The sequence below is a fragment of the Sphingomonas echinoides ATCC 14820 genome (genome assembly GCF_000241465.1).
In the GTDB taxonomy this organism is placed as follows: domain Bacteria; phylum Pseudomonadota; class Alphaproteobacteria; order Sphingomonadales; family Sphingomonadaceae; genus Sphingomonas; species Sphingomonas echinoides.
In genome coordinates, this window is sequence record NZ_JH584235.1 from 641,194 (window position 1) to 653,504 (window position 12,311).

Here is a 12,311-nt window from a genome sequence, read left to right on the forward strand (position 1 = left end):
CCTAAACCGCCTTCGCCCGCAATCGATAGGCGTGCAGCAACGGCTCCGTATAGCCATTGGGCTGGGCAATCCCTTCAAACACCAACGCGCGCGCCGCCTGCCAGGCGAGGCTTTCGGGGTGCCCGCTCATCGGCCGGTACAGCGGATCACCGGCATTTTGCGCATCGACCTTCGCCGCCATGCGCGCAAAGGCTCCATCGACGTCTTCGGTTGTCGCGACACCGTGCAGCAGCCAGTTGGCGATATGTTGCGAGGAAATCCGCAATGTCGCGCGATCCTCCATCAGGCCGATATCGTGGATGTCGGGCACTTTCGAACACCCCACTCCCTGATCGATCCAGCGCACGACATAGCCGAGAATGCCCTGTGCATTATTGTCGAGTTCAGCGCGCACTTCCTCAGGCGTCCAGTTGCGGCCGACCGCGACCGGCACGGTCAGTAGCGGCCCCAGCCCTGGGACAGGCTCCTTGGCGATTTCGCGCTGCCGCGCGAACACATCGACCTTGTGATAGTGGATCGCGTGCAGCGTAGCCGCCGTCGGCGATGGCACCCAGGCGGTGTTCGCGCCCGCCATGGGATGGCCGATCTTCTGCGCCATCATGTCGGCCATCCGATCGGGTGCGGCCCACATGCCCTTGCCGATCTGCGCCTTGCCGCTCAGCCCCGCCGCCAGACCGATGCGGACATTGCGATCCTCATAGGCCTTGATCCAATCGCTCGACTTCATCTCGGCTTTGGGGATCATCGGGCCCGCACGCATCGCGGTGTGCATCTCGTCGCCGGTGCGATCGAGGAAACCGGTGTTGATGAAGACGATGCGGTCCTTCACCGCCGCGATGCAAGCGGCGAGGTTCGCCGAGGTACGGCGCTCCTCATCCATCACGCCAACCTTGATCGTGTGCCGGGTCAGACCCAGCAGATCCTCGACCGCATCGAACACGGCGTTGGTGAAGCTGCACTCGGTCGGCCCGTGCATCTTGGGCTTGACGATATAGACCGATCCCGTGCGGCTGTTGCGGAAGGTACCCAGCCCGCGCAAATCGTACAGCGCGATCGTGCTGGTGACGATCGCGTCGAGGATCCCCTCGTGCGCATCGCTACCATCGGCGAGGCGGATCGCCGGGGTCGTCATCAAATGCCCGACATTGCGCACGAACAACAGGCTGCGCCCGGGCAGCGTCAGCCCATCGTCATAGACGCGGTCGGGGTTGAGCCGCCGCGTCACCGACTTGCCGCCCTTCTCGAACGTGTCGGACAGATCGCCCTTCATCAGCCCGAGCCAATTGGCATAGGCCGCAACCTTGTCGTCCGCATCCACCGCCGCGACCGAATCCTCCAGATCGCAAATTGTGGTCAGCGCGGATTCAAGAATGACATCGGCGATGCCAGCCCGATCCTCGCGCCCGATCGGATGATCGCGGTCGACCACCACCTCGATATGCAGCCCGTGATTGACGAACAGCCACGACGCGCCCTTGCGCCCCACCAATTGCGCAGGATCGCGCAACACAGGCTCCGCACCGTGCAGATCCGCCCAAGAGCCCGCCGCCAGCGGCACCGCCTCATCGAGAAACGCCTTTGCCGCTGCGACCACTTGGCGACCGCGCACCGGATCATAGCCGCCCGGCACCGCCATGCCCGGCAACGCATCGGTGCCGTAAAAGGCATCGTACAGGCTGCCCCAGCGGGCATTGGCGGCGTTGAGCAGGAAGCGTGCGTTGAGGATCGGCACCACCAGTTGCGGCCCGGCCATCGTCGCCACCTCGGCATCGACATTTTCGGTGCCGATGGTGAATGGGGCAGGCTCGGGCACAAGATAGCCGATCTCGCGCAGAAACGTCTCGTCCACCGCTCCGCCTGCCTGATAGCGCGCGTCGATCTGCGCCTGCAGCGCATCGCGCACGCCCAGCAACGCACGGTTTTGCGGCGCGAACGCGTCGTAGATCGCGGCAACGCCCTGCCACCAGCCGCCCGGCTCGATGCCGAGCCCCGGCAACACCCGCTCCTCGATGAAACCAGCCAGCGGCGCTGCAACCGAGAGTCCAGCGCGGTCGAGCATGGCGGGGACAGGCGTAGCGGTCATGGGAACATCCTCCTGAAAAGCGTCTCGGCCTGGGGAGGGCTATGCTGCGCTTAGGCCACCAGCCCCCCGCCCTTCAACCCCCATCGTTCACCCGCGATCCGCATCGAAGGGTGCCGCCGACGCCTCGATCCGGTCGAGCATCTCGCGAAAGCTGGCAATTTCCTCCGCCGTGAAACCCTCGAAAACCTGCGCTTCCAGTTCGAGCGCCTTGGGCGCGACATCCTCGTACAGCGCCCGCCCGGTGCTGGTCAGCATCAGCAGATGCGAGCGCTGGTCGCCCGGATTGGGCCGCCGCGCGACCAGCCCGCGCTCGACCAGCGCGGTCGCGGCGCGGCTCACCGTCACCTTGTCCATGCGCGTCGCCACGCCCAGCGCCTGCTGCGTGATCCCGTCATGCTCGGCGATGATCGCGATCAGCCGCCACTCGGGAATCTTCAGTCCGAACAGTGCCTGGTAAGTGCTGGCGATCGCCGCCGACACACGGTTCGACGCGATCGACAAGCGATAGGGCAGGAAGTGATCGAGCTTCAGGCCGGTCATGCCGGGTCCTTGGCGGTCGCCACACCGAACAGCACTTCACCGCGAAAAATCGTAAACACCGCCAGCGCGACCAGAACCGCCGATGCGATCCACAATCCGCCAAAGCCGAGCAGCGGGAAGGTCGCCGCGCCCGTGATGGCACCCCCGACCAATCCGATCCACAGATAGAAATGCGGAAGCCATGCCCAGCGGGGACCGCCCTGTAACGCCAGTGCCAGCCTTTGCCCCAATTTGACCAGCGTCCCGGTCATATACGTCAAACCGAGCCGCACCTCGCCATCCTCCTCGAACACGGTGTTTTCCGCGCCCATCGCCAGCGCCATCAGGCTCGCCGCCGCCCACACTGCGCCGGATTCCCCCGCCGTTCCCGCCAGCGCGAGCAGCACCGCCATCCACGCCAGGATCAGCGGGTGACGATACCGCCCCGCTATCCGCCCGATCATCGATCCGATCACCACGCCGCCGACAAAGGTCGCGATCAATTGCAGCGCCAGCAACGCCGCCGCGTGATGCTGCGCAACCCCGACCGCGAGCCGGGTCGAGTTGCCGCTCATAAACGACACGAAAAAACCGCCGGTCGCAATGAAGCCGATCGCATCGACAAAGCCCGCCAGGGCGGACAGGCAGACGGCAAAGCTGCGTTGGCGGGCATCGTAACGGATCACCGGCTTTGTGTATCGGTCCGGCGCGGCCCCGTCATCCCCCGCTGGACCTCGCTTCCGATCATCGGTATAGTTTCATTTGTTACCAGTTTCCCCGGAGCAAAGCCGATGACGATCACTGCGACCAAGCCCGAAAACCCGATGGGCCTTAACGGCTTCGAATTCGTCGAATTCACCTCGCCCGATCCGGAGGCGCTCGCCGATCTGTTCGTGAAGATGGGCTTCACCCACACCGGCACGCACAAATCGAAGAATGTCCGCCGCTATGCGCAGGGCGACATCAACTTCCTGCTCAACATGGACGAGGCCGGCCAGGTCGCGGGCTTTCGCAACGCGCACGGCCCCTCGGCCAATGCGATGGCGTTCCGCGTCGCCAATGCCGAGGCTGCGTTGAAGCTCGCGCTGGAGCGCGGTGCGACGGCCGTGTCGGGCGCGCATGGTCCGGGCGAACTCGACATTCCGGCGATTGAGGGGATTGGCGGGGCCAACCTCTATCTGGTCGACAAGCATGGCGACGAGACGATCTACGACACCGATTTCGTGCCGACCGGCGCGACCGCTGAAGACCATAGCGTCGGCCTGCACACGCTCGACCATCTGACGCACAATCTCCAGCGCGGACGGATGGACTATTGGGCGGATTATTACGAGCGCATCTTCAATTTCCGCCAGATCCGCTATTTCGACATTGAGGGGCAGTCGACCGGCTTGTTCTCCAAGGCGATGACCGCGCCCGACGACAAGATCCGCATCCCGCTCAACGAAAGCCAGGACGAGCATTCGCAGATCGAGGAGTTCATCAAGGATTATAAGGGCGAAGGCATCCAGCACCTTGCGCTGTCGACCGACGACATCTTCGCCACGGTCGACGCGCTGCGCGCCAACGGCATTCGCTTCCAGACGACGCCACAAACCTATTTCGACTTGATCGACAAGCGCTTGCCCGGCCACGGCCATGACGTCGCCGAAATGCGCAAGCGCGACATTCTGATCGACGGCGCGCCTGAGACAGGCGGAGGCCTGCTGCTGCAGATCTTCACCGAGAATATGGTCGGGCCGATTTTCTTCGAGATCATCCAGCGCAAGGGCAATGATGGCTTTGGCGAGGGTAATTTCAAGGCGCTGTTCGAGAGCATCGAACTCGACCAGATCCGCCGCGGCGTGGTGCCGGGCAAGGTCGAAGCGTAAAATCTTCTCCCTCGCCCCTGGACAGGGGAGAGGGATACCGCAGCTTGGCCCCGCTTCTTCAGCGGGGCCTAGCGGAGGTTGGGAGAGGGGTCGATCGCGCGAGGCCGCACACTTTGCCGCCCCTCTCCCCAGCTTCGCTAGGCAGCAAGCTGCCAAGCTGCGCTACCCTCTCCCCGCCGGGGCGAGGGAGAAAGGGAGATGATGACCCACTACATGACCGGCTTCGGCAACCATTTCGCCACCGAGGCGGTGCCCGGTGCCCTCCCCATCGGGCGCAATTCGCCGCAGCGCCCGGCGTTCGGGCTCTATGCCGAGCAACTGAGCGGCACCGCCTTCACCGCGCCGCGCCACGAAAATCGCCGGTCGTGGTTCTATCGCCTGTGGCCTTCCGCCGCGCATCCCGCTTTCACCCGCTATAACGGTGCCCCGCTGTTCGCGACGGCTCCTTCGGACGCCCCGCTCGCACCCAATCGCTTGCGCTGGGGGCCGCTCGACAGCGTGGATGCCGACTGGCTCGATTCGCTCACCACGATGATGGTGGCGGGCGATGGCCCGCGCGCGCAGACCGGCGTCGGCATGCACCTCTATCGCTGCGCCAAGGACATGGTGGACCGCGCCTTCGTGTCGGCCGATGGCGAATTGCTGATCCTGCCCGAGCAAGGCGCGCTGACGCTGCTCACCGAACTCGGCCGGATCGACGTCAAGCCGGGCGAGATCGCGCTGATCCCGCGCGGCGTGCGCTTCCGCGTCACCCTGCCCGATGGCCCGGCGCGCGGCTATGTCGCCGAGAATTTCGGGGCCCCGTTCCGCTTGCCCGATCTAGGGCCAATCGGGGCCAACGGCCTTGCCAATCCGCGTGATTTCGAGACGCCGGTCGCCTGGTATGAGGATGTCGAGGGCGACTATCAGCTCGTCCAGAAATTCCTCGGCACGCTCTGGCAGACCGATCTCGGGCGCTCCCCGCTCGACGTCGTTGCCTGGCACGGCAATTACGCGCCGTGGAAATATGATCTGGCGACCTTCAACACGATCGGCAGCATCAGCTTCGATCACCCCGATCCCTCGATCTTCACCGTGCTGACCTCGCCCAGCGACATGCCCGGCACCGCGAACGTCGATTTCGTGATCTTCCCGCCGCGCTGGCTGGTGGCGGAAGACACGTTCCGTCCGCCCTGGTTCCACCGCAACACGATGAGCGAGTGCATGGGGCTGTTGCAGGGCGCGTATGATGCCAAGGTTGGCGGCTTCGTTCCGGGCGCGCTGTCGCTGCACAATCAGATGAGCGGGCACGGGCCGGATGTCGCCAGCTGGCAGGGCGCAAGCGCAGTTGATCTCGCCCCGCACAAGCTGAACGACACAATGGCCTTCATGATCGAAAGTCGCTGGGTGTTCCGGCCGACCGATTTTGCGCTGGAGACGGGGGCACTGGACGCCGATTACGATGCGGCGTGGGGCGGCTTTCCCAAAGCGATCCTTCCCTGATGGCTTGATCCCGATCAGTAGGATTTTCGGGAACTTAGCGGGAGGTTTGCTCGTCTTGACGGGCATGCCAACGCCCATCACCCCCTTATTCCCCTGGCAGCACCGCGCGCAGGGAGATTTTCAGGCCCTGCTCGACGCGCATGTCGCGGCGGCGGACTTTCCCTGTGTCGGTGCCAAGGCGGCGCTCGCTAAGGGCACACTCTCCGTGCTAGCCTGCGACCGGATCGACAGTGCTTGGGACGATCTGCGCATCCATGACGGGTTGCTCCATTTCGCCAAGGCGTATCGCGAGGAGCCTGGGCTGTTCCGCAGCTTTGCGGTGATTTTCGACGGGCCCGACGCCTTGTCCGAGGAAGCGTTCGAAGCGGCGCTGTGGGAGCGCGCGCAATCCTTGTCCGACAAGGATGTATGGCGCGGCCAGGGCTATGACACTGCGGTCAGCGCCGACCCGGAAAGCGCGCATTTTTCGCTGAGCTTTGGTGGCGAGGCTTTCTTTATCGTCGGGCTGCACCCGCGCGCCAGCCGCCCGGCGCGCCGCTTTGCGCGACCGACCATGGTGTTCAACCTGCACGATCAGTTCGAGACACTGCGCGCGCAAGGCCGCTATGAAGGCATGCGCGAGAAGATTCTGGTGCGCGACGAAGCCCTGGCCGGATCGCGCAACCCGATGCTCGCGCGGCACGGCAATAGCAGCGAAGCGCGGCAATATAGCGGGCGCGCCGTCGAAGACGGCTGGAAATGCCCGTTTCAGTATTCGGGATCGCCCGAATGAGCGCGACGATCGAAATTCCCGAGCGCAGCGGAACGGCCTTCCGCATCGCCGAAGGCCAAACGCTGACGGTGATCGACCCGCGTGGGTGCCAAGTCGCCGATTTGCTGGCGTTCAACGCAGCCGATGTTGACGAGGTAATCTCCTCGGGCCGGACGCTCGATTATGCCGAGACGATCTACCTCACCACCGGGCACACGCTCTATTCCAATCGGTCGAACCCGCTGCTCGAGATCATCTCGGACACGGTCGGGCGGCACGATTTCCTGCTGACCCCCTGCTCGCACGACACCTTCCGTCATTTCTATCCTGATCTGCCGACGCATCGCGGGTGCTTCGGCAATTTGGCGGAGGCGCTGGCACCGTATGGCGTGACCGAGGATCGGATCCCGGTCGCGTTCAATTGCTTCATGAATGTGCCGGTGGACGGCACGACGGGGAAGCTCGAAGTGCTGCCGCCGATCAGCCAGGCGGGTGACCACATCGTGTTTCGCGCGGCGATGGATCTGGTGATCGGCCTCACCGCCTGCTCGGCCCCGGCAAGCAATGGCGGAAGTTTCAAGCCGATCCATTATCGGGTGGATTGAGGGGGGCGAGAATAGTGACTGGCGTGGCCGGGGCCTGCTACCCCCGGGTCCGAGTTAGTGGCCGTCCCCCCAACCGTTCGTTTCGAACGAAGTCTACAAACCCGTCACAGCGCTGGTTTCTCGACTTCGCTCGAGACGAACGGATGGAGAGTGCCCCCTCCCAGTCCCACCCCAGCCGACGCCCAAGCGTCGGTGGCGAGCCGCTTACTTCATTTGCCGCTTCACGCTCGCCATTGTTGCCTTGCCATAAGGCGGCTTGAGGCCTGCCAGTTTCGCGACATCGAGCTTGGCTTGCTTGAACACCGCCTTGCCGTGGCTGAAGGTCTTGAAGCCGTCAAAGCCGTGATACGAGCCCATGCCCGATGGCCCGATGCCGCCAAAGGGTAGCTCTTCCATCGAGACATGGAACACCACGTCGTCGAGCGTCACCCCGCCGGAAATCGTGCGATCGAGAACCTTGCGGCGCTCCGTCTCGTCCGGCCCGAAATAATAGAGGCCGAGCGGGCGGTCGCGGCGATTGACCTCGGCGATCGCGCTGTCGATGCCGGTGTAGCGCCGCACCGGCAGGATCGGTCCGAACAGTTCCTCCTGCATCACGATCATGTCGTCGGTCGCGTTGCGGACGATGTGGAGCGGCATCTTGCGGGCGTTGGACCCGGCGAAATCCTCGCCCGCCGGGTTGACCGTTTCGACCGTCGCGCCCTTGGCGCGCGCATCGGCGACCCAGTCCTGCAGGCGCTGATGGTGGCGATCGTTGATGATGGCGGTGTAATCGGGATTGGCGAGCAAAGTCGGGTACATGCTCGACACCGCGGCTTTCAGTCCGTCGACCACCGCCTGTTCCTGTGCTTCCGGCACCAGCATGTAATCGGGTGCCAAGCAGATTTGCCCGGCGTTGAGCATCTTGCCGATCGCAACGCGCTCGGTCGCGCGCGCGATATCGGCGTCCTTGCCGATGATGACGGGCGACTTGCCGCCGAGTTCCAGCGTCACCGGTGTCAGATTGTCGGCCGCGGCGTGGAGGATATGCCGCCCGATCCCGGTCGCGCCGGTGAAGATCAGATGGTCGAAGGGCAATTCGGAAAAGGCCTTGCCCACCTCCGGCCCGCCGCTGAAGAACGCCAGTTCCTCGGTTGCGAAATATTTGGGGCTCACTTCTTCGAACAACGCCGCCGTGCGCGCGGTGAATTCGCTGGTCTTGACCATCGCGCGGTTGCCCGCCGCGAAGATGCCCGCGATCGGCCCCATCACCAGATTGACCGGGAAATTCCACGGCGCGATCACGCCGACGACGCCCTTGGGCTGATATTCGACCCAGGCGCGTGCACCGAGCAGCCCGAGCGGAAATTGCACGGCGCGATTGTCGCGCCGCGTCCAGCGATCCAGCGATTTGATGGCGTGCTTGATCGGCGCGATCGACGAAGCGATGTCGGTCAGCATCGATTGTTCGCGGCTGCGATGCCCGAAATCCTCGCTCAGCGCGTCGCAAAAGGCATCGGCATTGTCGGCGATCATCGCCGCCGCGCGCGCGAGGCGATCCTTGCGCACCGCCAGCCCAACCGGGAGTTCGGCCATGAACCCCGCGCGTTGCCGCGCCAGCACATCTTGCATCGTCATCCTCATCCCCCTTTTGGAGTATTATCGTGTCACGTCGCGCAGCCGATCAAACCTCCGACCGGAACCACCACCGTATCCTGCCCGGCGCGATCCAGTTGCAGCAAGCCTTCGGTTACCACCGCGCCACTGCTGATCGACTCGCGCGTCTCGATCTTCATCGTCAGCTTGGCAGATATGCCCGCGGCACCATAGTCATTGCTCTCGCCAAAGCCGAAGCCGCCGGCCCCGCTCTGGCCGCTGCGGTCGAGATCGGTCATCGTCCCGCCAATCGACAGCCGCAGCCGCCCTGGATCGGCCTGCGCCATCGCCACCAGGGCGCGCGTGCCGCTGACGGTCCACAGATAGGCGGCACAGCCCTTGGCCGGGAGATCCTGCCGAGGGATCGCGCCCAGCGGCAGGCCATCGATCGACGACGGCAGCGGAGTCGGTGTCGGGGCGCTTTGCGGGGCGGCGGCGAGCAGCAACGGCGCGAACGGGAGAAGCGCTTTCATAGAGCAGAGCCTAACAGGAACAGCCACGCCGGGTAAGCCGCGATCGCCAGCAGCGCACCGAACGGCAACCGATCGCCAAGCGCGGCGGTGCGCCCGCGCATCATCCCCAACAGCACCACCGTCAGCCCGGTCAGCGCCGCCAGCAACACCACCACCGGCAACATCCGCCAGCCGAGCCACAGCCCGATCGCGCCAAGCAGCTTTGGGTCGCCCCCACCCAGCCCGTCGCGGTGGCGCATCGCCTTGTACCCAGCCCCGACCATCCACAGAGCCGCGAACCCGCCGAGCCCACCGATCAGCCGATCGGCCAAAGACGGCGCAACCCCCAACAGCCCGGTGGCCAGCCCCGCCCCCGCCAGCGTCGCGGTCAGCGCATCGGGCAACCAGAAGGCGGCAATGTCGAGCGCCGCCAGCGTCAGAAGCAACCAGCCAAACACCGCTCCGGCCAGCCCCTCCGGCCCCGGCACGGCAAGCCCCGCCAACACGCCGATCACGACGCAGCCAAGCTCGATTTGCCAGTGCCGCGAGTCGATCGGGGCACCGCAGGCGCGACACCGTCCGCGCGCGAGCGCCGCGCTCAGCAATGGGACCAAATCGCGCGGGGCCAGCGTGACTCCGCAGGCGTCGCACTGCGACCGCCCGCGCGCAACCGATCGCCCCTCCGGCCAGCGCACGACGATCGTGGCCAGAAAGCTCCCGACGAGCGCGCCCAGGACGCCCAATGAAAGCGGCCAAAGCCAGTCGGTCATGGGATCGCGTCGGATCCGGGCATAGCGGTCCTGCACCGCCACGCCCGCTGCTTGGCTGGCTCCATGCTCACAACGCTCGGGTGAAATAGGTGGAGAAGGCGACGTCGCTATAGCCGTTAAACGGCCCGCACACGGTAAAGCCAGCGCGTGCATAGAGCGCCCGTGCCGCCGCGAATGGCGCGTTTGAGCCCGTTTCCAGACTCAGCCGCTGATAACCGCGCTGCCGCGCCGCCGCGATGACATGATCGAGCAGCGTGGCCGCAACGCCACGGCGCTCCTGTCCCGGTGCGGTGCGCATCGACTTAACCTCGCCATGCTCGATATCGAGTTCCTTCAGCGCCGCCATGCCAAGCAGGTCGTCCTGTTCCCATGCCGTCCACAGCGTCACATCAGGATGCCGCAGACCGCTGAGATCGAGCGCGAACACGCTGCCGGGCGGTGAATTTTCGTGCGCCGCGCGCAAATGCAGTTCGATCAGCGCGATCACAGCGGGATGCGTCAGATCATCCTGGACGATCCGCCACGTTGACCCGGTCTCGCTCAATTCAGCGTCTCGCCCGGCTCCACGCCCCACAAATGCACCGCCTCGACAAAGCCACCGCGGCCGCGCACGTCGAAATAGCACCAGCCCTGCGCGCATTTGCTGATCCGACCGACCACGCCCGGCGCTGCACGCCACAGCACCCGCCCGGCATCGCGCGGGGAATCGCGTAACTCGGCCACCGTGCCCATCACCAGCGCCGTCCGCGTCTCGCGGATCAGCGTGCCCATCATCCAGCCTTGCGTGCCGTCCGGATCTTCCACCTTATACCATTGCCCACGACCATAGATGTCGAGCACCTTCACCGGCAGATCGGCACGCTGGTACAGCCAGCTTGAGGGATAGCTACGCGCCGGCCCGGTCCGCATCCGGGCCTTGCCCGCGCCGATCGAGGCGAAAAAGGGCGGCTTCTTCTGCACCAGCCCCGCCACCGACGGCACCGCCAGCGCAATCCCCATCACCGCCAGCAAAATTCTGGCTCGAAACCGCATCTCAGTCCCCCACAAAATCCATCGTCGTTTACAGTGGAAGCGCGGCGCGCTTCAACACCCGTTGACGCCGCCAAACACCTCCGCCAAGCCTTCACCATGCCCGAAATGACACGTGCCGCGAACCCCAGAGTGCCCAACCCAAAGGTTTGGGTGACTCGCGAATTGCCCGCTGCGGTAATGGATCGCATGGAGCAATTGTTCCACACCAGCATCCACCGCGGCCCCGCCGCGCTCACGCGCGATGAGCTCGCCGCCGCGATGGCGGAATGCGATGTGCTGGTGCCGACCGTCACCGACGAAATCGATGCCGATCTGATCGCCGGGGCTGGCCCCGCGCTGAAGCTGATCGCCAATTTCGGCGCGGGCGTGAACCATATCGACCTGAAGGCGGCGCGGGCACGCGGCATCATCGTCACCAATACGCCGGGCGTGCTGACCGAGGACACCGCCGACATGACGATGGCGCTGATCCTGTCGGTCCCGCGCCGCCTGGCCGAGGGCGAAAAGCTGGTGCGGTCAGGCGAATGGAAGGGCTGGACACCGGGCGGGATGCTCGGCCACCGCATCGGCGGCAAGGCGCTCGGCATTCTCGGCATGGGGCGGATCGGCCAGGCGGTCGCGCGGCGCGCGCGCGCCTTTGGGCTGACGATCCATTATCACAACCGCCACCGCCTGCCGAAGGTGGTCGAGGCCGAACTGCAGGCGCAGTGGCACCCCAATCTTGACGAGATGCTGTCGGCGATCGACATTCTGACAATCCACACCCCGCGCAACCCCGATAGCGAAGGGCTGATCGACGCAGGGCGGATCGCGCTGCTGCGACCGCATGTCTATGTCATCAACACTTCGCGCGGCGGGATTGTCGACGAAGCGGCGTTGATCGCTGCGCTGGAAGGTGGGCGACTGGCCGGGGCTGGCCTCGATGTGTGGCAGCACGAACCGCAAATCGACCCGCGCCTGCTGGCCTTGCCCAATGTCGTGATGACCCCGCACATGGGCTCCGCCACCTTCGAAGGCCGCCTCGCGACGGGCGAAAAGGTCATCACCAACATCCGCATGTGGGCCGACGGCCACCGCCCACCCGACCAGGTGCTGGAAGGGTGGGCGTGAC

Annotated in this window: 13 protein-coding genes; 5 read left to right on the forward strand and 8 right to left on the reverse strand. The window is 65.2% G+C overall.

Going from position 1 to position 12,311, the window contains the following annotated elements; translation table 11 throughout:
* Nucleotide 1 precedes the first annotated feature (1 nt).
* From ON00_RS02945 to ON00_RS02955, 3 genes are all read right to left on the reverse strand, one after another.
* Nucleotides 2-2,083, reverse strand: coding sequence for a malate synthase G (locus ON00_RS02945; RefSeq protein WP_010403062.1), 2,082 nt, complete (start codon nt 2,081-2,083; stop codon nt 2-4).
* An 87-nt stretch (nt 2,084-2,170) separates the two neighbouring features.
* Nucleotides 2,171-2,623 carry a MarR family winged helix-turn-helix transcriptional regulator gene (locus ON00_RS02950; protein ID WP_010403063.1) on the reverse strand — a complete coding sequence of 151 codons (453 nt, stop codon included), beginning with the start codon at nt 2,621-2,623 and terminating at the stop codon, nt 2,171-2,173.
* Nucleotides 2,620-3,288, reverse strand: a complete 669-nt coding sequence (locus ON00_RS02955) for a YoaK family protein (protein WP_010403064.1) — start codon at nt 3,286-3,288, stop codon at nt 2,620-2,622. Before ON00_RS02955 ends, ON00_RS02950 begins: the two co-directional genes overlap by 4 nt.
* A gap of 105 nt (nt 3,289-3,393) precedes the next feature.
* Here ON00_RS02955 and hppD point away from each other — a divergent pair, with 105 nt between their 5' ends.
* From hppD to ON00_RS02975, 4 genes are all read left to right on the forward strand, one after another.
* Nucleotides 3,394-4,473 carry a 4-hydroxyphenylpyruvate dioxygenase gene (gene hppD, locus ON00_RS02960; protein ID WP_010403065.1) on the forward strand — a complete coding sequence of 360 codons (1,080 nt, stop codon included), beginning with the start codon at nt 3,394-3,396 and terminating at the stop codon, nt 4,471-4,473.
* Between the two features lie 201 nt (nt 4,474-4,674).
* A complete protein-coding gene (gene hmgA, locus ON00_RS02965) occupies nt 4,675-5,955 on the forward strand; it encodes a homogentisate 1,2-dioxygenase (RefSeq protein WP_029622384.1) in 1,281 nt (426 codons plus the stop codon).
* A 64-nt stretch (nt 5,956-6,019) separates the two neighbouring features.
* Complete coding sequence (gene gntA, locus ON00_RS02970) at nt 6,020-6,727, forward strand: guanitoxin biosynthesis heme-dependent pre-guanitoxin N-hydroxylase GntA (RefSeq protein WP_010403067.1); 708 nt, start codon at nt 6,020-6,022, stop codon at nt 6,725-6,727.
* Nucleotides 6,724-7,311 carry a DUF1989 domain-containing protein gene (locus ON00_RS02975; protein WP_010403068.1) on the forward strand — a complete coding sequence of 196 codons (588 nt, stop codon included), beginning with the start codon at nt 6,724-6,726 and terminating at the stop codon, nt 7,309-7,311. The genes gntA and ON00_RS02975 overlap by 4 nt, the downstream gene beginning before the upstream one ends.
* Before the next feature lie 204 nt (nt 7,312-7,515).
* On the opposite strand, the gene ON00_RS02980 is transcribed toward ON00_RS02975, so the two are convergent.
* The 5 genes from ON00_RS02980 to ON00_RS03000 all read right to left on the reverse strand — a co-directional run bounded on the left by ON00_RS02980 (nt 7,516) and on the right by ON00_RS03000 (nt 11,200).
* Complete coding sequence (locus tag ON00_RS02980) at nt 7,516-8,928, reverse strand: coniferyl aldehyde dehydrogenase (protein WP_010403069.1); 1,413 nt, start codon at nt 8,926-8,928, stop codon at nt 7,516-7,518.
* 29 nt (nt 8,929-8,957) lie between these two features.
* Entirely contained in the window at nt 8,958-9,419 is a 462-nt protein-coding gene (locus ON00_RS02985; RefSeq protein ID WP_010403070.1) for a hypothetical protein, read from the reverse strand.
* A complete protein-coding gene (locus ON00_RS02990) occupies nt 9,416-10,168 on the reverse strand; it encodes a prepilin peptidase (protein WP_029622385.1) in 753 nt (250 codons plus the stop codon). The genes ON00_RS02985 and ON00_RS02990 overlap by 4 nt, the downstream gene beginning before the upstream one ends.
* Nucleotides 10,169-10,235: 67 nt before the next feature.
* Nucleotides 10,236-10,712: a GNAT family N-acetyltransferase gene (locus ON00_RS02995; RefSeq protein ID WP_010403072.1), complete on the reverse strand. Its 477-nt coding sequence runs from the start codon at nt 10,710-10,712 to the stop codon at nt 10,236-10,238.
* A complete protein-coding gene (locus ON00_RS03000) occupies nt 10,709-11,200 on the reverse strand; it encodes an SH3 domain-containing protein (RefSeq protein ID WP_029622387.1) in 492 nt (163 codons plus the stop codon). The genes ON00_RS02995 and ON00_RS03000 overlap by 4 nt, the downstream gene beginning before the upstream one ends.
* Nucleotides 11,201-11,305: 105 nt before the next feature.
* Here ON00_RS03000 and ON00_RS03005 point away from each other — a divergent pair, with 105 nt between their 5' ends.
* A complete protein-coding gene (locus ON00_RS03005) occupies nt 11,306-12,310 on the forward strand; it encodes a 2-hydroxyacid dehydrogenase (RefSeq protein ID WP_405131470.1) in 1,005 nt (334 codons plus the stop codon).
* Nucleotide 12,311 lies beyond the last annotated feature (1 nt).